This window comes from Pseudomonas salicis, assembly GCF_057128705.1.
Map to the genome: position 1 here is coordinate 322196 of NZ_JBSKHU010000002.1, position 19451 is coordinate 341646.

19 protein-coding genes are annotated in these 19451 nt (G+C 60.1%); 11 read left to right on the forward strand and 8 right to left on the reverse strand.

Annotated elements, in window-relative coordinates; translation table 11 throughout:
• Window positions 1-76 precede the first annotated feature (76 nt).
• Window positions 77-526: a YcgN family cysteine cluster protein gene (locus ACWKWE_RS07605; RefSeq protein ID WP_166597549.1), complete on the reverse strand. Its 450-nt coding sequence runs from the start codon at window positions 524-526 to the stop codon at window positions 77-79.
• Window positions 527-809: 283 nt separating this feature from the next.
• On the opposite strand from ACWKWE_RS07605, the gene ACWKWE_RS07610 reads away from it, so the two are divergent.
• Window positions 810-1403, forward strand: a complete 594-nt coding sequence (locus ACWKWE_RS07610; RefSeq protein ID WP_166597548.1) for a nitroreductase family protein — start codon at window positions 810-812, stop codon at window positions 1401-1403.
• 384 nt (window positions 1404-1787) lie between these two features.
• Here ACWKWE_RS07610 and ACWKWE_RS07615 read toward each other — a convergent pair whose 3' ends face one another.
• The 5 genes from ACWKWE_RS07615 to ACWKWE_RS07635 form a co-directional block, all read right to left on the reverse strand.
• Window positions 1788-2720, reverse strand: coding sequence for a D-2-hydroxyacid dehydrogenase (locus ACWKWE_RS07615; RefSeq protein ID WP_483850160.1), 933 nt, complete (start codon window positions 2718-2720; stop codon window positions 1788-1790).
• 131 nt (window positions 2721-2851) lie between these two features.
• Window positions 2852-3145: a YcgL domain-containing protein gene (locus ACWKWE_RS07620; RefSeq protein WP_166597546.1), complete on the reverse strand. Its 294-nt coding sequence runs from the start codon at window positions 3143-3145 to the stop codon at window positions 2852-2854.
• On the reverse strand, window positions 3142-4275 hold the full coding sequence (gene rnd, locus ACWKWE_RS07625; protein ID WP_483850161.1) for a ribonuclease D: 1134 nt from the start codon (window positions 4273-4275) through the stop codon (window positions 3142-3144). The genes ACWKWE_RS07620 and rnd overlap by 4 nt, the downstream gene beginning before the upstream one ends.
• 137 nt (window positions 4276-4412) lie before the next feature.
• Window positions 4413-5075: a class I SAM-dependent methyltransferase gene (locus ACWKWE_RS07630; protein ID WP_483850162.1), complete on the reverse strand. Its 663-nt coding sequence runs from the start codon at window positions 5073-5075 to the stop codon at window positions 4413-4415.
• Window positions 5068-6717, reverse strand: coding sequence for a phosphoethanolamine transferase (locus ACWKWE_RS07635; RefSeq protein ID WP_483850163.1), 1650 nt, complete (start codon window positions 6715-6717; stop codon window positions 5068-5070). The genes ACWKWE_RS07630 and ACWKWE_RS07635 overlap by 8 nt, the downstream gene beginning before the upstream one ends.
• 249 nt (window positions 6718-6966) lie before the next feature.
• Here ACWKWE_RS07635 and ACWKWE_RS07640 point away from each other — a divergent pair, with 249 nt between their 5' ends.
• Entirely contained in the window at window positions 6967-7311 is a 345-nt protein-coding gene (locus ACWKWE_RS07640) for a toxin (protein WP_483850164.1), read from the forward strand.
• Window positions 7308-7625, forward strand: coding sequence for a helix-turn-helix domain-containing protein (locus ACWKWE_RS07645; protein ID WP_166597541.1), 318 nt, complete (start codon window positions 7308-7310; stop codon window positions 7623-7625). Before ACWKWE_RS07640 ends, ACWKWE_RS07645 begins: the two co-directional genes overlap by 4 nt.
• Before the next feature lie 113 nt (window positions 7626-7738).
• On the opposite strand, the gene ACWKWE_RS07650 is transcribed toward ACWKWE_RS07645, so the two are convergent.
• The gene (locus ACWKWE_RS07650; RefSeq protein ID WP_483850165.1) at window positions 7739-9427 is read right to left on the reverse strand and encodes an NAD-dependent malic enzyme; all 1689 of its coding nucleotides are present in this window, start codon (window positions 9425-9427) and stop codon (window positions 7739-7741) included.
• A 429-nt stretch (window positions 9428-9856) separates the two neighbouring features.
• On the opposite strand from ACWKWE_RS07650, the gene ACWKWE_RS07655 reads away from it, so the two are divergent.
• Genes ACWKWE_RS07655 through ACWKWE_RS07685 form a run of 7 tightly spaced genes read left to right on the forward strand, consistent with a single transcriptional unit; the run spans window position 9857 to window position 17221 of the window.
• Window positions 9857-11404, forward strand: coding sequence for a sugar ABC transporter ATP-binding protein (locus ACWKWE_RS07655; RefSeq protein WP_483850166.1), 1548 nt, complete (start codon window positions 9857-9859; stop codon window positions 11402-11404).
• Window positions 11401-12363: an ABC transporter permease gene (locus ACWKWE_RS07660; protein WP_166597539.1), complete on the forward strand. Its 963-nt coding sequence runs from the start codon at window positions 11401-11403 to the stop codon at window positions 12361-12363. The genes ACWKWE_RS07655 and ACWKWE_RS07660 overlap by 4 nt, the downstream gene beginning before the upstream one ends.
• Before the next feature lies 1 nt (window position 12364).
• Entirely contained in the window at window positions 12365-13411 is a 1047-nt protein-coding gene (locus tag ACWKWE_RS07665) for an ABC transporter permease (protein ID WP_483850167.1), read from the forward strand.
• 53 nt (window positions 13412-13464) lie between these two features.
• On the forward strand, window positions 13465-14715 hold the full coding sequence (locus ACWKWE_RS07670) for a sugar ABC transporter substrate-binding protein (RefSeq protein ID WP_483850168.1): 1251 nt from the start codon (window positions 13465-13467) through the stop codon (window positions 14713-14715).
• A gap of 47 nt (window positions 14716-14762) precedes the next feature.
• Window positions 14763-15332 (forward strand): hypothetical protein, encoded by a 570-nt coding sequence (locus ACWKWE_RS07675; RefSeq protein ID WP_166596365.1) that lies wholly within the window; start codon window positions 14763-14765, stop codon window positions 15330-15332.
• A gap of 16 nt (window positions 15333-15348) precedes the next feature.
• A complete protein-coding gene (locus ACWKWE_RS07680; protein ID WP_483850169.1) occupies window positions 15349-16266 on the forward strand; it encodes an N-acyl homoserine lactonase family protein in 918 nt (305 codons plus the stop codon).
• Window positions 16256-17221 (forward strand): 3-hydroxyacyl-CoA dehydrogenase, encoded by a 966-nt coding sequence (locus ACWKWE_RS07685; protein ID WP_483850170.1) that lies wholly within the window; start codon window positions 16256-16258, stop codon window positions 17219-17221. The genes ACWKWE_RS07680 and ACWKWE_RS07685 overlap by 11 nt, the downstream gene beginning before the upstream one ends.
• A 42-nt stretch (window positions 17222-17263) precedes the next feature.
• Here ACWKWE_RS07685 and ACWKWE_RS07690 read toward each other — a convergent pair whose 3' ends face one another.
• On the reverse strand, window positions 17264-18046 hold the full coding sequence (locus ACWKWE_RS07690) for an SDR family NAD(P)-dependent oxidoreductase (protein WP_483850171.1): 783 nt from the start codon (window positions 18044-18046) through the stop codon (window positions 17264-17266).
• Window positions 18047-18350: 304 nt separating this feature from the next.
• Between ACWKWE_RS07690 and ACWKWE_RS07695 the strand changes: the two genes are divergently transcribed.
• Entirely contained in the window at window positions 18351-19448 is a 1098-nt protein-coding gene (locus ACWKWE_RS07695) for a carboxynorspermidine decarboxylase (protein WP_483850172.1), read from the forward strand.
• The last annotated feature ends 3 nt before the right edge of the window (window positions 19449-19451 follow it).

The window sequence follows — 19451 nt, forward strand, 5'->3', positions numbered from 1 at the left end:
CAGCGGCAGTTGATAACGCACGAGTAGACCACTCCTGTTGCGACAGGCTTTTGGATCGGGGTTAGCTCACAACAGCTCAGCCAGCGCGGAAGATCAGGTAATCCTCCCAGTCGTCCTCGGCGACGCTCTTTTCGCTGAGCATCCGGCCTGACTGGGAAATGCGTTGTTTGTGCACTTGCTCCCGATCCCCGCACACCAAGTGGTGCCAGAGCGGAAGGTCTTTGCCTTCGCTGACCAATCGGTAGCCGCAGGTGGGCGGCAACCACTTGAATTCATCGGCCTGACCCGGCGTGAGTTGAATGCAATCCGGCACCAGTGCGCGACGATTCGGATAATCGGTGCACTGGCAGGTGTTCAGGTCGAGCAACTGGCAGGCAACGCGCGTGTAGTAAACGCTGCCGTCGTCCTCGTCTTCGAGTTTCTGCAGGCAGCACAGGCCGCAGCCGTCGCACAGGGATTCCCACTCGACCGGGTCAAGTTGATCGAGGGTTTTGCGCATCCAGAACGGTTCGACTTTGGCGGCCATGATTTCGAAGGAATCGGTATCGGGTGATGAAAAGGCCGCCAGTCTAGTGGCACAGGGCACGCGGGGCCAAGCGCTGGCGACTGTCGGTACACGCGGGCTTGTCAGCGTCAGGCAGTCGCAGTAGCTTTATGCCCTCGCGAATACGGGCTCCAATCCTTCGCGACACCCGCATCAGACTCATCCTGTTTCGATGATGCCTGCCGTCCACGGCCCATCTGATTGATCCCGTTCGCCACGTTCGCTGGCGGGCGGTCACTTCACTTTTTTCAGGACCGGAATTTCCATGAGCGACAACTCCCGCATTGCCGACTACGCCATTCATTCGCAATTCACCGATCGCTGGTCGCCTCGCGCCTTTACCGGCGAGAGCATTCCGCAGGAAACCCTGCTGAGTTTCTTCGAGGCCGCACGCTGGGCGCCGTCCGCGTATAACTCGCAGCCGTGGCGCTTCCTCTATGCGCGCCGCGACACGCCGAACTGGGAGCGCTTTCTGAGCCTGCTGGTGGAATTCAACCAAGGCTGGGCGAAGCACGCGTCGGCGCTGGTGATCGTGATTTCCAAGACCACCTTCACCGCACCAGGCGCCACTGAAGAAACGCCTGCGCTGTGGCACACCTTCGACACCGGTTCGGCGTGGGGTCACCTGGCGCTGCAAGCGAGCCTGAGCGGCTGGCATACCCACGGCATGGCCGGTTTCGATCAGGAGAAGACTCGCAAGGAATTGAAGATTCCAGAGGGTTACGCCATTCACGCAGCGGTGGCGATTGGCAAACTGGGCGATAAATCGACCCTGCCCGAGTACCTGCAAGCCCGCGAAACCCCAAGCCCGCGCCGTCCGGTGGGGGAATTGGCGGCTGAAGGGGATTTCAGTTTGTAAGGCCCTTACAGCCGACGCATTTGTATCGCCTGATCCATCTTTCGCGAATAAATTCGCTCCCACAGTTGGATCGGCGTCAGGCCGAGAACATTGCGGCGCTGGTGCTCTCCTGTAGGAGCGAATTCATTCGCGAATGGGCGTTACAGCCAACGCATCTCTGTCGCCTGATCCATCTTTCGCGAATGAATTCGCTCCTACAGGTAGGTCCGCGTCAGGCCACAAACATCCTGGCGCCGCTGCTCTCCTGTGGGAGCGAATTCATTCGCGAATAGGCATTACAGCCGACACATCTCTGTCGCCTGATCCATTTTTGGGAGGCCAGATCAGTCAGGTCCGCTTCAAGCCGCAAACATTGCGGCGCATCAGTCAGATCAGCCTCCCGCCTCAATACCCCTTCGCGAAATCCACCAATCCGCGCAGCGGCTCACCCGCGTTGAACGCTCTCAGGTTCTCTACGAACAATTGGGTCATGGCCGGTGGCGAGGTCGGCGCGGAGCTGTGGCCGGTCAGCAGCAGGCCCCACGCGGTCCAGAACGGGTGACGTTGCGGCAGCGGCTCCTGACGGCACACGTCGATCACCGCGCCCGCCAGGTGCCCTTCCTTCAAGGCATTGACCAGGTCGGCATCCACTACCGCTACGCCGCGTCCAACGTTGATGAACAACGACGACGGCTTGAATTGGGCGAACAGCTTCGCGTCGTAGATATCGTGGGTCTGCGCCGTGTTTGGCAGCAGGTTGATCACGAAATCCGCTTCGCCCACCAGACGTGGCAAATCGTCCATCGAGCCAACTTCCACGAACGGCGCCTGTTCACGGGCAGTCGATGCAACGCCCGACACCTGCACGCCAAACGGCAGCAGGAACTGCGCGACGCTGACGCCGATGTCGCCGGTGCCGACGATCAGCGCCTTGCGCCCCGCCAGGCTATGGCCCATTCGGTCGTCCCACTTGCGCTCGACCTGGCTGACCAGCCGCGCCAGCACTTCGCGCTCATGCACCAGCATGTAAGTCAGGACGAATTCGGCCATCACTTGACCGAAGATGCCCACGGCACGGGTCAATCGATAGTCGCGGTTGAGTCCAGGCGCGAGCAAGGGGGTGACCCCGGCCCAAGTCGATTGCAGCCACTGCGGCTTGTGCCCCTGACGCAGCAGGTTGGCGAGCAAGTCCGGCTGGCCCAGCCAGATCGGCGTATCAGCCGCCATTTTTGACAGCTCGGCGGAGTCGCCGCTGCTCAGCACTTCGAGGTCAGGAGCAGCGTTGCGGAGAAGTTCGGTGTAAACGGGGTAATCGTGTTCGGCGATCAGAACGCGCATGGATTCAAAACTCACAAAAACAGACATGCGACCGCATGGCGTCTGGCCCTAGACGCTCGATCCAAAAAACAGGCCAGAAACGCTTGGCGGTCCGGTAAACCCCTGCGATGACTTGCAGGGTCGAAATTCGGTCAGACCGGGTCGTTGCGGCGCAGCAACTCTTCAGGCAGGTGCTCGATGTACTCATCTTCGGCCGGCGGCATTTGCAGGTGATAGCCCTGCTTTTCCAGGTTCGCCAGCACTGCGTGAATGTCTTCACGGGCCAGCGCGCGCTCCGGGGAGAGGACCAGATCGAACGCGTGGTGCGGCTTGCCGAATGCGCTCAGCAGTTCGACCGGCACGCGCTCAAGCGCATCGCTCTTGAGCACATAGAGGTACATTTCATTTCTGCGTGGGCTGCGATAAATGGAGCAAATACGTTTCAAGGCTGTTCTCCGGCGTTGGCCAGGCTGTCGAGCAGCATCTGGCCCATCAATTCGCGGCGCCAGCCACGCAACGAATCGGGCAGTTTATAGGGACCGTCTGGGTAACCGGTCTTGAGCAGGGCTTCGAGCGTCTTCTTGCGCAGCATCAGCTCCGGCGCCATGTCGAGGTGCTCGGCTTGCTGCTGGCCAATGGCGCGCAGGCTCTTCAGTACGTTCGACGCTTCAATCGGCAACGGCTCAGGCAAGGCTGGCGGCCACAGATCGGGGGTGACACTGCCGGCTTTTTTAATCAGGTCCAGCAGAAACTCGCCATCCTGACGCACGGTCTTGGGGTGCATGTCTTCAATTTTCGCCAACGCCCCGAGGTTATCGGGCTGAGTCTTTGCCAGCGGCCACAACGAATGCTCACGCAGCACCCGATTGCGCGGCTGATTGCGCAGGCGGGCCTGCTGCTCGCGCCAGGCGCAGAGTTCGCGCAGCACGTTCAACTGGGCACGGGACAGTTTCCACGCCAGCTTAGCGTCGCGATAGACCTCGTAGGGATCGGTTTCCCGCCGCAGGTTGGCGACCAGTTCGGCGCCGTCTTCCAGCACCCAGGCGTATTTTTTATCGGACAAGCGCGGGCGCAGCAGGCTGTAGACCTCGGCCAGGTGCACGGCGTCTTCGGCGGCGTAGCTGATTTGCGTGTCCGAAAGCGGACGTTGCAGCCAGTCCGAGCGGGTTTCGCCTTTGGGCAGCTCGATGTTCAGGACTTCCTGCACCAAGCGCGAGTAGCCCATCGAGAATCCGAGGTTCAGATAGGCGGCGGCGAGCTGGGTGTCGAACAGCGGCGCGGGCAGGCTGCCCGTGAGGCGCAACAGGACTTCAAGGTCTTCGCTGCAGGCATGAACAACTTTAATGACGTCAGGGTTTTCCAGCAGGGCGGCCAGGGGTTTCCACGCGTTGATCAGCAACGGGTCGATCAGGTAGGCGCGCGACCCGTCGCCGATCTGCAAGAGCGCGGCGATGGGATAGAAGGTATCGACCCGCATGAATTCGGTGTCGAGGGCAACGAATGGCAGCGTCTGCCACTCTGCGCAGTGTCGGGCGAGGCTGTCGTCGTCGCGAATCCAGTGAATATCGATGGCCACACGGCTCTCCCTTGAAGAATGGCGCGCAGTATATATCGCTATGAGCGTTTACCGGGCATCCGTCCTACAAGTCTCGAACAACTTCATCTTCCATGTTTGGCGACGGGAGAGTGAACCGCGACCGTCTATCGGATCGTTCAGCCGTTTTTGCTCAATACGTACACCCGCCACATGGCGTAGCCGGGAAGAAAATCGTGGTGACCGATGATCCTGAACCCGGCCTCGGCAAACTCTGACTCAATGTCGGCGCGGCACACCACGAAGCGATTGCGCACGGCAGTCGAATTGCCCGAAGCGAGCCTTTGGCATTCTTGACGCTTGCGTCGCCACGCCTTGATGTTGCCGTCCACCCACAGCGCAACAATGGCCGTGTCGCGGGTGACGCGATAGAACTCCTCAAGGATGGCCTGGCGTTTTTCCCGATCCGCCACGTGATGGAACAGCCGCATGCAAAAGATGCAATCGACCGCGTTCTCCGACAGCCCGATTGAAAACGCCGAACTCTGGAACGTGCGAATCCGCTTGCGCACCTCGGCACTCGACTGCGCTTCAGCGATTTCAAGCATGTCGGTGGAGGGGTCCGCCGCCAGAATCACCCGATTCGAATGCTCGGCCAAAACTGGCCAGAAACGCCCGGACCCTGACGGCACGTCCAGCACCAGCCCTGGCTCGCCCGCGTCACGGAGCGCCTGACGGGCCAGTTGGGCGTCGCGCCAAAGGCTCAAGCGTCTGGCCAATCCCTGCTCATGGCGCTGCACGTATTGCTGCACCGGGTGCTGGTCGGTGGTGTGTTCACTCATTCGCCAGTACCCCATCCGTATAAATCCCCCGGCAGCCGGCAAACATGTCCAGCGCCGGGTTATAGACTTGGGTGTGCACTTTCAGCAGGCCCAGCATCGAATGGAACAGATTGTCCTGGCTCAACGGTGCGTTACGTTCTTTTTGCAAACAATGCGTGTTTACCGCAAACGACTGCTGATAGTTGTCGGAGAACCAGGCAATCATCGGTACGTGTTTTTGCTGATCCGGCGCCAACATGTAAGGCGTGCCATGCAGGAACAAGTTGTATTCCCCCAGCGACTCGCCGTGATCGGACAGATACAGCATCGCGGTGTCCACTTTATTCTGGTTGCTGCGCAGAATATCGATGAGCGTCGCCAATACATGGTCGGTGTACAGCAAGGTATTGTCGTACCCGTTGACGATACTTTCCCGAGAGCAATTATTCAGGGCGTTGCTTTCACACACCGGTGTGAATTTCTCGAATTCTTTTGGGTAACGCTTGAAGTACTCAGGGCCATGGCTGCCCATTTGGTGCAGGACCAACACGGTGTCCTTGTCCAGCGTGTCGATAAAGTGCTGCAAGCCCTGCAGCAGGATCTCGTCGCGGCACTCGTTATTGGCGCACAACGACGGGTCCTTGAGGTTACTGACATCTTGCAGGGTGACACGGTCGCAGGTGCCTTTGCAGCCCGACTGGTTATCGCGCCAGATCACGTCGAGACCGGCGCGCTTGAGCACGTCGAGCATGCCCTCCTCGTTCTTCGCGGTGCTCGCGTCGTAATCCTTGCGCCCCATGTTGGAGAACATGCACGGCACCGACACAGCGGTTTCGGTGCCACAGGAGTGAACATCGGTAAAGGTCAGCAGACCGGGCTCTTTCTTCAATAGCGGCGTGGTGTCGCGGCTGTAGCCCAGAATGCCGAAATTCTCGGCCCGGGCACTCTCGCCGACCACCAGTACGGTGAGCGACTTACGCGGGTGTTGCTGCCAGTCGCTGGCCAGTTGCGCGTCCTGGCCGATGCTGACGAACGGCTTCTGCGCGGATTTGATCTGCTCGCTCAGGTAACCCACCGACGCACCGATGTAATTGCTTGGCACCACCATCAGGCGCAGTTCGTGATGGTTGCGAAACAGCGACGCCAGCCCTTGATAGTTCATCAGCGCCACGCCACCGATCACGCAGGAGCAGACGGCACTCACGATCACTTTGCTCAACACTTCGCGCGGCCAGCGACGGTAGTTGACCGGCACCTTCCACAGCACCACGGACGGCACGACGCCCAGTGCAAACAGATAAATAAACAGTTTTAACGACAGCAACCCTTGAACTTCGGTGATGTTGGTCTCCGCTAAGTTGCGAAACATCCCTGAATCGATCATGACCCCGTATTCGCCCATGTAATACGCGACACCCGCGCTGATCATGAATAAAGCGATCAACACCGGCTTTAATACCTTCTTGAAGGCAAACAACGTCAGAAAAATATTAAAGGCACAAAAAACCATCACGGCAAACGCGCCACGCAATAACAGCCCCTTACCGTTGAAATCGGTAATGGTAAACAGGTGCTGCCACAGCGTCAGGTTAAACCCGACCAGCAAAAAAACACTGGCGAGCACGGTCACGAGCTCGGGACGAACTGCTTTTACGTTCAGCATGGAGGGATCTGCGTGCCTGAAAAGAGAATGCCGATCAAAAACGAAAACGCTTCTTCGACATCGCAAACTTTAGGCAGAGGGCCATCAATTTTTTGTGAAAAGGATGAGAACAAAAGGTGGGGTTTGACGGCTTTTTTGCAGCAAGAATCTGCGCAACAGATCGTGGCAAAAACCTGAATGAGAGAGCGTTGGCTTGGGGGTAAGGTAGCGGCACTCACTCACAACCATAATCGATTTGCGTATATTTCTATGGATGCTGTATTTTTTGAAACGTCGGCTTTCAGCTGCCTCCGTCCCGACTATCTGGACGAAGAGGCTTATCGCACACTTCAGCTAGCGTTAATGGCAAACCCTACCATGGGGGATCTGATGCCGAGAACCGGAGGATTCTGGAAGCTGCGCTGGCCGGACTCGCGAAGAGGAAAAGGCAAACGGGGTGGGCTGAGAATGATCTATTACTGGCTGCTCAGTGACGGGCAATTCTGGATGTTCTCCATCTACGACAAGGACGAGCTTGAGAAACTGTCTTCCGATCAAGAACGGCAATTGAAGGAAGTCATCCTCTCGGAACTGAAGAAACGAGGCACGCAATGAGCAAAAAACGCGATCTATTCGCAGAGATGATGCAAGGGGTCGAGGAAATGGCCGCGCATCGACAAGGAAAAATTACCCTGCGTAGCGATACGTTCCTGGAAAAACCAGCGCCAGACGTTTCGGCTCAGGAAATCATCGCTCTGCGGGAGCGTTTGCACATGTCGCAGAACGTATTCGCCAGACGCATTCGCACCAGCGCCAGCACACTGCGTAACTGGGAGCAAGAGAAGTCCAGGCCTAACGCCCAGGCGGCGCTGCTGATCAGGCTGGTCGATAAATTCCCGGACATGGTTGATCGCCTCAACGCGGTGTGAACAAAAAAACCGCCCTACGTTGCCGTGGGGCGGTTTCAGGTCCACCGCTAATCACGTGCAGAAGCCGCCAAGGCGGCGTCGACAGTCACGTTCTCCAGCGAGGCATGCCTCGCTTACACCGCGCTACGACGATAGCTACGGTAGTTCGGCATCCAGAAGTTACGTTCGATGGCGTCCACCAGCATCTCTTCGGTGGTTTCCAGCGCGACGTTTTCGGCTTGTGCCTGTTTGGCCACGGCCAAGGCGATTTTCTTGCTGACGGACTGGATTTCCTTCAACGGCGGCAGGACCGCGTCGCCTTTGCCGGTGACCATCGGCGAGCATTCAGCCAGCGCGTTGGAGGCCGCCATGAGCATTTTGTCGGTGATGCGCGTGGCTTTGGCCGCGATGACGCCCAGGCCGATGCCCGGGAAGATGTAGGAGTTGTTGCACTGCGCGATGTGGAACGTGCGATCGCCTACGGTCACAGGCGCAAACGGACTGCCGGTTGCGACCAGTGCGTCGCCGTTGGTCCAGGTCAGGACTTCCTGCGGTGTGACTTCCACTTTCGAGGTCGGGTTCGACAGCGGCATCACCAGCGGCTTGGCGCAGTGTTTGTGCATTTCGCGGATGATCTGCTCGGTGAACAGGCCACGCTGGCCCGACACGCCGATCAGCACGGTCGGCTTGCCGTTGGTGACCACGTCCAGCAGCTCTGGGTAGCCCGAACCACTCGACCAGCCCGTCACATCACCTGCTTTTTGCGCGAGGTTTTTCTGGAAGTCCAGCAGGTTGTCCATGCTGTCAGTCAGCAAGCCGAAACGGTCAACCATCATCACGCGCTTGCGCGCTTCGGCTTCGCTCAGGCCTTCGATGACCATGGCCGCGATGATGTGCTCGGCGATGCCGCAACCCGCGGAACCAGCACCCAGGAACACCACGCGCTGTTGGCCCAGGGTTTCGCTCTTGGCCTTGCACGCCGCGAGCAGCGTACCCACGGCGACGGAGGCGGTGCCCTGAATGTCGTCGTTGAAGCAGCACAGCTCGTCGCGGTATTTCTCCAGCAACGGCATGGCGTTGGTCTGGGCGAAGTCTTCGAACTGCAACAGCACGTCAGGCCAGCGACGCTGGACGGCTTCGATGAACAGCGCGATGAAGTCTTCGTATTCTTTGCCGGTCACGCGCTTGTTGCGCCAGCCCATGTACATCGGGTCGTCCAGCAGTTCCTGATTGTTGGTGCCCACGTCCAGCACGATCGGCAGGGTGTACGCCGGGCTGACGCCGCCACACGCGGTGTAAAGCGAAAGCTTGCCAATCGGGATGCCCATGCCGCCGATGCCCTGGTCACCCAGGCCGAGAATTCGCTCGCTGTCGGTGACCACGATGATCTTGATGCGATCTTTCGTCGCGCTGCGCAGGATGTCGTCGATGCGGTCGCGATCCGGGTAGGAAATGAACAGACCGCGGTGAGTGCGGTAAATCTTGGAGAATTCCTGACACGCCTGACCCACGGTCGGGGTGTAGATGATTGGCAGCATCTCTTCCAGATGCGAGTCCAGCAGCCGGAAGAACAGGGTTTCGTTGTTGTCCTGGATCGACCGCAGGTAGATGTGCTTGTCGAGATCGCTCGCGCACTGCTGGTATTGGCTGTAGGCGCGGGTCGACTGTTCTTCGATGGTTTCAACGTTTTGCGGCAGCAGGCCGATGAGGTTGAAATCCACACGTTCTTGCGGCGTGAACGCGCTGCCCTTGTTGAGGAGTGGCATCTCCAGCAACGACGGGCCAGCGTAGGAGATATACAAAGGTCGCGAGGTCTTGGTCATCAGTAATCGCCTTTTCTCTATTTGCTCTGTCAATACGGGCTCGAAAGGAAACCCCGGAGGTCGGTTTTTCACGACGCTCGACGCAGGTTTCGTCCGAAAAAATGGGGGGAGATGAAAAATCAGGGTGCCTATCTTACTCGTCTCGACGCAATTGCGACATTTTGTCGCTTGAACGATGACCAAATGATGGCGCAGCACGATGGCAGTTGCCCAGTGAAACCCTTGTCAGGAACCCTGAACGCTGATCGACCGCCAATGCGTCCGAATATTCTTGACCACTCCGAGAGGTTGCTCCTAGACTCCGATGCATGCGTATGCAAACCCCTTGCAATCCGGATTGCGACGCAGACCACCACAGCGCAAACCCGCTGACTTCAGCGGTCGGGCGCTGTCCGGATAGAACAATAAAAAAAACAGCAGGTGATGGCGATGCAGGCGTCCGAACACCCTCAGAATCCGATATTGCAGGTCGAAGGCCTGTGCAAGTCTTACGGACCGACCCACGCCCTTGGCGGCGTCAGTTTTCAGATCTATCCGGGCGAGGTGCACGCGCTGCTCGGCGAAAACGGCGCGGGCAAGTCCACGCTGGTGAAGATACTCACCGGCGTCGTGACGCCGAACCAGGGGACGATGCAGTTCGACGCCCGCCCCTACGCGCCCCGCTCCATTCTGCAGGCCCGCGCCAACGGCGTGACCACGGCCTTTCAGGAACTCAGCCTGCTCTCCAACCTGACCGTCGCAGAAAACCTCGCCTTGCCCAAGCAGAGCAAAGGTTGGGCGGGTTTGAACTCCAGGTCACGAAACACCCAGGCGGCCCTCGACACATTGACCGCGTTCGGGCTTGGCGAGCTGGACCCGACCCTGCTGGTCAGCGAATTGTCCCTGGCCGATCGACAGCGGCTGGAGATCGTCAGAGCCCTGAGTCACCGCCCTTCCCTGCTGATCCTCGACGAACCGACCGCCGTGCTGCCCTCCACCGACTGGCTGTTCGACCTGATCCGCAAGGAAACCGCCAAGGGCACCGCCGTCTTGTATATCTCGCACCGCCTCAACGAAATTCGCCAGTTGTGCAGCCGGGCCACGGTGTTGCGCAGCGGGTGCAGCATTGGCACCACCGACCTTGAACACACCGACGACGCGAAGATATTCGAAATGATGGTCGGCCAGCGCATGGCCGCCACGGCCAGGAACGCCAGCCTGAGCGCGTCAGAAGCTTCACGGCAGAGGCCGAGGCTTGAGGTCGCCGGGCTGGATGCCGGGATGGTCAAGCACCTCAATCTCAAACTCTATCCCGGCCAAATCGTCGGCGTGGCCGGTCTCGACGGCCAAGGCCAATGCGATCTGTTTCACGCCCTGTACGGGTTGATTCCCAAGCGCGCAGGAGAGATCAAGGTCGACGGCAAGCCCGCGTCGATTAATTCCCCATCCGCCGCCCTCGCGGCGGGCATCCAGGTCGCGCTGTTGCCCGAAGAGCGCAAGACCCAAGGCATCTTTGCCGACCTGGCCGTGCGCTCCAACATGGCGGTGTCGGCGCTGGATCGCATCGGTTGGATGGGGCTGGTGTCGCGCAAAAGCGAACGTCAACTGGCGACCCGCGTGGCCAGTCAGGTCGATCTTCAAGAGCGCTATCTGGATTTCCGCATCAACGAGCTGTCCGGTGGCAATCAGCAGAAAGCCCTGCTGGGACGGGTGCTGCTGACCGGGGCCAACACGCTGCTGCTGTTCGACCCGACAAGGGGCGTCGATGTCGGCACCAAACAGGCCCTTTATCTGGCCATCGAAGATTTCGCGCGCAAAGGCGGCGCGGTGCTTCTTTACTCTTCCGAACTGGCCGAGCTGGTGCGCTTGAGTGATCGCTGTCTGGTGATCTACGAGGGCCGGATCGCGGCCGAACTCGAAGGCGAGGCCATTGAGGAGACCCGTCTGGTCGCCGCCGCGACAGGGCACCGCCGACACGGCGAAGGAGAAGCGGCATGAGCACACTGTCTTCCCGCCTCAAACGTTTTTCCAAAAGCGGCGCTGGCACGGCGGCGCTGCTGTATGTCGTGCTGTTCGTGGCCTACGCCAGCGTGGAGCGCAGCGCATTGAGTGTGTCCGCGTTCAGCGATCTGGTGAACAACGCCTCGCCGCTTGCGATTGCCGCCGCGGGGGGCACGCTGATCGTGCTGCTGAAGGGGTTCGATCTGTCGGTCGCGGGGGTGATCTCGCTGGTCAATGTGATTCTGGCGAGCTACCCGCTGGAAGACGCGACGGGCGCGTTGGTCAGCCTCGGAATCGCCCTTGGCATCGGCGCGTTGGTCGGTTTAGTGAACGGTGTGCTGGTCGCCTACGGCCGCTTTCAGTCCATCGCCGTGACGTTGGCGACGATGATCATGACCGGCGGTCTGGCGCTGGTGATTCTCGACGCACCCGGTGGCTCGGTCGCGGAATGGCTGAGCGAAACGCTGACCGACACCGTGGGCGGCATTCCGGTGTCCGGGCTGGTGCTGCTGGCCGTCGTCGCACTGTGGGCCCTGTTACGCAAGACCAATTTCGGCGTCGCACTGTACGCGGTCGGCCAGGATGAACACGCCGCCGCGTTGTCCGGCATTCAGGTGCAACGTACGCGCTGTCTGGCCTTTGTCATCGCAGGCGCCCTCTATGGCCTGAGCGGCTACATGCTGTCCGCGCAAACCGCCACCGGCAACCCGAATGCAGGCAACACGCTGTTGCTCCTGACCTTCGCCGCCATCGCGTTGGGCGGCACGTCGTTTCGCGGCGGCATGGGCGGGCTCACCGGCAGCATCATCGGCGCAGCGAGCTTGATGTTGTTGCAGAAACTGCTGTTCTCCATCGGTGTGCAATCGTTCTACATCGGCCTGCTGCAGGGCATCGTCATGATCGTCGCGGTCAGCCTGATGAACGCCGGCGAATGGTTCAACCAACGGAGGGCCTGACATGACGAGCGCACGAATCGAATCGACTGATACCCGACAGGCAGCCCCCGTGAACGACGTCGCCACCGACCATCGCAAGTCCTCGCGGGTCTCCCGTGAAACCCTGAACATCGTCGGCGTTTTCATGCTGTGCGTGCTGGCACTGCTGGCCGCGAAATGGATCAACCCCAACGCAGGCGGTTATCAGCAACTGGAGACGATCCTGATCCTCTGCTCGTTTCTGGTGGTGGTTGCCTTTGGACAAGGCCTGGTGGTGCTGATTGGCGGGCTCGATTTGTCCATTCCTTCGGTCATCACCTTGGGCGGCATTCTGACGGCGGTGTGGGTCGGTGCTGACGGCGGTGTACTCAAAACCTGCGCGGTGCTGGGCGTCTGTGCGGTGGTCGGGGTCGTCAACGGGCTGGGCATCGGCGTGTTCAAGGTCCCGGCGTTCATCATGACCCTGGCGATGGGCATCATCGTTTACAGCCTCTGCCTCGGCGCCACGGGCGGCTCGCCCAACGGTGTATCGCCCAAGGCGTTCACCTGGCTCATGAGCGGTCGTGTGGCGGGGATTCCGGTGATCGTACTGTTCACGGTCGTCGGCGCCGTGATCGCTTTCATCGTGCAATCGCGCACCCGCTTTGGCACCCGGCTTTACGCGCTTGGCTCCAACCCGACCGCCGCACGTTTCGCCGGGCTGCACACCTTGCGCCTCACGGTCATGACGTACGCGTTGTGCGCCGTGCTCGCAGGCATCACCGGCATGCTGCTGGTGGGGTACTCCAACGGCGCGACGTTGCGCATGGGTGACCCGTATCTATTGCCCTCCGTGGCGGCCGTGGTGATCGGCGGATCGTCCATCAGCGGCGGTCGCGGCAGTTTCATCGGTACCCTGGCCGGTGCCCTGCTGCTCACCATCCTGGACATGATCATCTCCAGCCTCGGCTTTTCCCAAGGCTGGAGGACGGTCATTTCCGGGGCAATCATCCTCTTGGCCATTCTGCTCCAGCACGAAGGTGCAATGGACTGGCTGCGCTCGCTGAGGCACTCCAAACGCAAGACCTGAACGACCTTCACCGAATTTCATAACGGCTAACAACAACCAAAAGGCGGATGAAAATGAAGAGAGCACGTGAATTCAAGGTGTCCCGGCTGCGCGGCAAAATGACGGCGCTGCTAGCCGGGGTGATCGCTCCGTTGATGCTCGGGGCGATGCCGCTGACGGCGAACGCGGCGGTGAAGGATCATTACATTATTTACCTGAGCCTCAGCTACAGCGGCAACGCTTGGCAATCCGAAGCGGCGAACCTGGTGAAGGCGCTGGCCAAGACCCCGCCGTACGACAAAATGGTCGAGCTGCGTGAGGTGATTTCGGGCACCGACGTGCAGGCGCAAATCTCGGCCTACGAGAGCATGATCGCGGCGGGCGCCGATGGCGTGGTGAGCTTTCCGGTCTCCCCCACCGCGTTGAACCGAACGGTCAAACGCGGCTGTGAAAAAGGCACCCTCTTCTACATGTATGACGCCACGGTCACCGAGCCGTGCGCGTACAACGTCAGCTACATCACCGCCGGTTTCGGCGAAAACACCGCTCAGGCACTGGTCAACGAACTGCATGGCAAAGGCAAGATTTTCCTGAGCCGTGGCGTGCCCGGCAACTCGGTGGACAAGCGTCACTACGACGGCGCGATGAGCGTGTTCAAGAAATACCCCGGCATTCAGATCGTCGCCGAGTATTACGGCTATTGGGACGACCGCACGACCCAACAGGAAACCGCCAAGGCCCTCGCCGCGCACCCTGACGTCGAAGGCATCTGGGCGCAGGCGGGCGAGAACGGCGCGCTCAAGGCCCTGCTCGCGGCCAACCACAAGCTGGTGCCGATGACCGGTGAAAACTCCAACGGCTTCCGCCTGGGCCTGGCCAATCCCGACTATCAGGCCAAAGGGCTGCGCGGCGTGTCGTCCGGTTCGCCACCGGCGGCAGCCGGTCTCGCGTTCAAGCTGATGATGGAGCAGCTGCAAGGCAAGCGTGAGATGAAAGTCCACAACATCGAATACGCACTGCCGTGGGTGCCTGCCGACAAAGTGACCGTGTGCAAGGGGGACAAGGTCACCCTCGAATGCAACGCGCTGGCCGAAGGCAAAGTGCCGGATTCGTTCGTGACTGAAGTGTTCGATCAAACGCTGCTGCCGGAAATTTCCTTGCAGTCCGCCACCGACGGCGTCCCCACGCCGGGCGCGACCATTCAGCCGTTGCCTGAGGACGCCGCCCGCGCCGCCGCCAATGAGCCGGGCATCAACTGCGCCAAATGCGACGCGCCTCAAGGGCTGTATCACCTGACCAAAACCAAGGCGTTCGACGCGCAGTGAACGCACGCGTGCCTGAGCCTTCGGGCTCGGGCCATGGGAGGGAACACATGACATTGACGCTCAACTCGACCCGTTTCGGCCTCGCTCGACACGCCTACAAAGACGCCGAGCGCAGCAACTCGGACGCCATCGGCATCGGCGTTCGGCTGGATGAATGGGTGGCCTACTGCGCGCAGATTCGCCCGTACTTCGACCAGCTCAACGGCATCATCGGCCAGTTGGGCGGGCTGCTGATTCTGGGCCAGGCGCGAAGCTGCTTCGAAGCGTATTACAACCTGGCGTCCACGCCGCTGGAGCAGATCGAGGATTGCCGTTGCAGCCTGCTAACGATTCGCCCACCCGCCATGGCCACCGAACACTACCGGCATCTGTCGAAGGCTGCCGCCCACGTAGACGACATCGCCCGCTCCCTGCGCCGAACCGTCAACAGCCCCGATCAATTGCGCGACGAAATCCCGCGCATGGTCAAAGCGCTGGAAGCGGCATGTTCGATGCTTCGGTGCGCCGCCGACCCGGAAACCCGCCTTCAAACCGTGGACTTCGCAGACGGCTGCGCCTGCTGCATTCCGCTGCAAGCGTTGAGTAACGCTGAGCAACCTCTTCCGTTCACCCCATAAAAACAACAGGTGACTTATGCCAGGCAATGCTTATTCCATCTGGGTGCTCGAATACAGCGCCGTGCAGCTTTATCCGGTCAGCGGTATCATCTTCGGCGCGCACAACCAGGGCACGCGCAAACTGCCCTACTGCTACGTGCTGATCAAAGGCCATGGCCGCACGATCATGATCGACGTCGGCTACAACAGTAAGGATTACGGCGCCTACCTTGAAAAGAAATTCGGCGTCGGCAACTGGCACTCGCCTACTGAAGTCCTCGCTCAATGCGGCGTGACGCCGGAGGAAGTGGACACGGTGATCCTCACCCACGCGCACTTCGACCACCTTGGCAACACCGACGCCTTCCCCAATGCGACCTTCTACATTCAGGAAAAAGAGCTGGCGAAGTGGATCTGGGTGATGTCACTCCCGCAAGGCCATCAGCACTGGATGATGATCGCCACCGATCCGTCTGACGTGCTGCGCGCCGTCACCCTCGCCAAGGACGGGCGCTTGCGCTGCGTGGATGGCGACATGGCCGACTTCCTGCCAGGCATCGACTTGCACGTCGCCTACGACAGCCATACGTTCGCCTCGATGTGGGTGCATGTGCGTAACGACCTGGCCCGTGAATCCCAAGACTCCTACGTGCTGGCCGGTGACCTGGTCTACAGCTACGACAACTTCCTCAAAAACGCTGAAATCGGCAACGGCGAAGTACGCGGCGAGCTGGCGATTACGCCGGTGGGCCTGGCGTCAGGGAGCCAGGAAAATCTGGTGATGGCCACCGTCGCGATGCTCAACGTCGTCGATCAGGACCCCAAACGCTTGATCCCGATCCACGAAGAACGCCTCAAGGATGTCTACCCGTCCCGCCTGACGCCTCAGGGCCTGCAGGTCACGGAGATCTGCCTGGGCGACCAACAGCTGTCAAAGGTGAACAATGAAGCATGAACTTGAAACCCTGACCCAAGGCCGTCCCGTCGCCATCGTCGGGGCCGGTCTGGTCGGTTCCGGCTGGGCACTGGTCTTCGCCCGGGCCGGATTGGCGGTACGGATCTACGACGCCAACCCGGCGATTTCCAACGCTGCCGGGCCATTGATCGAACAGCAGATCGGCGACCTCACGGCCCACGGTCTGTTGAGCGAGCCTGCCGACGCGATCCTGGCGCGGCTGACCGTTTGCGACAGCCTGGCCCACGCCGTTGAAGGCGCGATCTACGTGCAGGAATCGATCCTCGAACGCACCGACGTCAAACGCGCCCTGATGCTCGAACTGGAGGCTGTGGCGGCACCAGATCTGATCATCGGCAGCTCGACGTCAGGCATTCCTGCTTCAGCATTTGCCTTGGGTTTGAACATCACGCCGAGGGTGGTCATTGCACACCCGGTCAACCCGCCGTACCTGGTGCCCGTGGTGGAAATCGTGCCCTCCCCGGAAACCGCGCCCGAGGTCGTCGCGTTCACGGCCGCACTGATGGACGCCGTGGGCCAGAGCGTGGTGCACGTGCGCAAGGAGGTCGACGGCTTTGTACTCAATCGCCTTCAAGCGGTGTTGCTGCGAGAAGCCTGGGCGTTGGTGGAGGATGGCGTCGCGAGTTGCGAAGACATCGACAAGACGGTGCGCGACGGCCTCGGCTGGCGGTGGTCGTTCATGGGCCCATTCGAAACGATTGACCTGAACGCCGTCGGCGGCGTGGCGGATTACGCGCAGCGACTGGGACCGCTCTATCGCGGCATCGCCGATTCGCGTACCCATGAACGGGAATGGAGCCCTGAACTGATCGCGAACATCGAAGCCCAGCGCCGCGAGTTCCTGGCACACGATCAGCTCGAAACGCGACGGGCGTGGCGTGATCGCGCGCTCATGGCGTTCAGTGCCCAGCGGCGGACGTTCGAGCGCGACTGAGGTTATCGCCACCCCTCTTTCAAATGAGGGGTGGCTCATCGGTCATTGCGCTGTCCAGCCGCCGTCCACTTTCAAGGACGTGCCGGTGACCATTCGTGCCGAAGGGCCGGCGAGGTACAGCGCCGCGCCGATCACGTCTTCCATCTTCGCCATGTGCCCCATGGGAATTTTCGAGACCAGAAACGCTTCCTTCTCGGGGGTGTCGACGATCTTGCGCACCATCGGCGTGTCCACGAATGTCGGGCACAGGGTGTTGACCCGAATGCCACGGTCCGCCAGCTCGACGGCCATGGCCTTGGTCAGCCCCTCCACCGCATGCTTGGTCATGCAATACACCGTGCGGTTCGGCGAACCGACATGGCCCATTTGCGAAGAGATGTTGATGATCACGCCGGTGTCCGGCCCGGTGTTTTCCAGCATCTTGCGCACGGCGGCCTGGGCAGTGACGAAGCAGGCACGGACGTTGAGATCAATTACCGTGTCCAGGTGCTCGTCGGTGACGTCGAGCATTGGCTCAGGGAAGTTGGTCCCGGCGTTATTCACCAGAATGTCCAGCTTGGGAAGCGCGTTGATCACCGCGCGAATCGCGGCGCGGTCGGTGACGTCGCACACCACCGTCGTGACCTTCCCACCCCGTTCGCGGATGACCTCAGCCACCTGATCAAGATTGCTCTGGGTCCGGGCCACCAAGACCAGCTCTGCACCCGCAGCGCTGAACGCCAGCGCGGTCCCGGCGCCAATGCCGGTACCCGCGCCGGTGATCAAGGCGACTTTGCCGTCCAGTCGAAAGGAGGGCATGCCCAAGGTTTCGTATTCATTTGCCACAGTCTTGTCTCCGGCAGGATTTGTTTTAGGGCCAATTGCATACGTATTCAGCGCAAATCTTAAAAGAGTTTTCTGCGCTTTGACAGAGACCCATGCCTCAATTGTCATGGTTATCCGGCAGTGTGCGGCAAAGCTGACCGAACGCTAATGACGGCTCAACTGAACACAAAATATTTCAAGAGAGCCGGAATTCGGTCACGAACGTCGCATAAAGCGGCAAAAAAACGGTTTCACCCTTTCGATCCCTTTCGAGTGAAGGCACAATCCCCGTCCTTTTTCGGCTGGCATTGCTGGAGGCCACGAAATGATCAAAACGCCGTACTACCTCATCGACAAAGAAAAGCTGCTGCGCAACATGGAAAAGATCGCGTACATGCGCGAGCAATCCGGTGCGAAAGCCCTGCTGGCACTCAAGTGTTTCGCGACCTGGTCGGTGTTCGACCTGATGCAGCAGTACATGGACGGGACCACCTCTTCTTCTCTTTATGAGCTGAAGCTGGGCCGTCAGAAGTTCGAAGGCGAGACACACGCCTACAGCGTCGCCTGGGCAGATGACGAGATCGAAGAGATGCTCGCCAACTGCGACAAGATCATCTTCAACTCCATCAGCCAGCTGGAGCGCCACGCCTCCGCCTGCGCCGAGAAGGTGCGCGGCCTGCGCGTGAACCCGCAAGTCAGCAGCTCCGATTACCTGCTCGCCGACCCGGCGCGACCGTTCAGCCGTCTGGGCGAATGGGACCCGGAGAAAATCGAAAAAGTCATCGAGCAGATCACCGGTTTCATGTTCCACAACAACTGCGAGAACGGCGACTTCGGCCTGTTCGACCAGATGCTGTCGACCATCGAAGAGCGTTTCGGCCATCTGCTGCACAAAGTGGAATGGGTCAGCCTCGGCGGCGGTATTCATTTCACCGGCGAAGGCTATCCGCTGGACGCGTTCTGCGCACGCCTGAAAGCGTTCTCGCAGAAATACGGCGTGCAGGTGTACCTGGAACCGGGCGAAGCGGCGATCACCCAGAGCGCCTCTCTGGAAGTGACCGTGCTCGACACCCTCTACAACGGCAAGAATCTGGCCGTGGTCGACAGCTCCATCGAAGCGCACATGCTCGATCTGCTGATCTACCGCCTCGACGCCAAGCTGGCCCCGAGCGAAGGCGACCACACCTACATGGTGTGCGGTAAATCCTGCCTGGCCGGCGATATCTTTGGCGAATACCAATTCGATCGTCCGCTGACCATCGGCGATCGGCTGTCCTTCGTGGACGCCGCGGGCTACACCATGGTCAAGAAGAACTGGTTCAACGGCCTGAAAATGCCGTCCATCGCAGTGAAACAACTCGACGGTACAGTCGAGGTGGTTCGTGAGTTTGGTTTTGACGACTACCTGTCCAGCCTCTCGTAACGC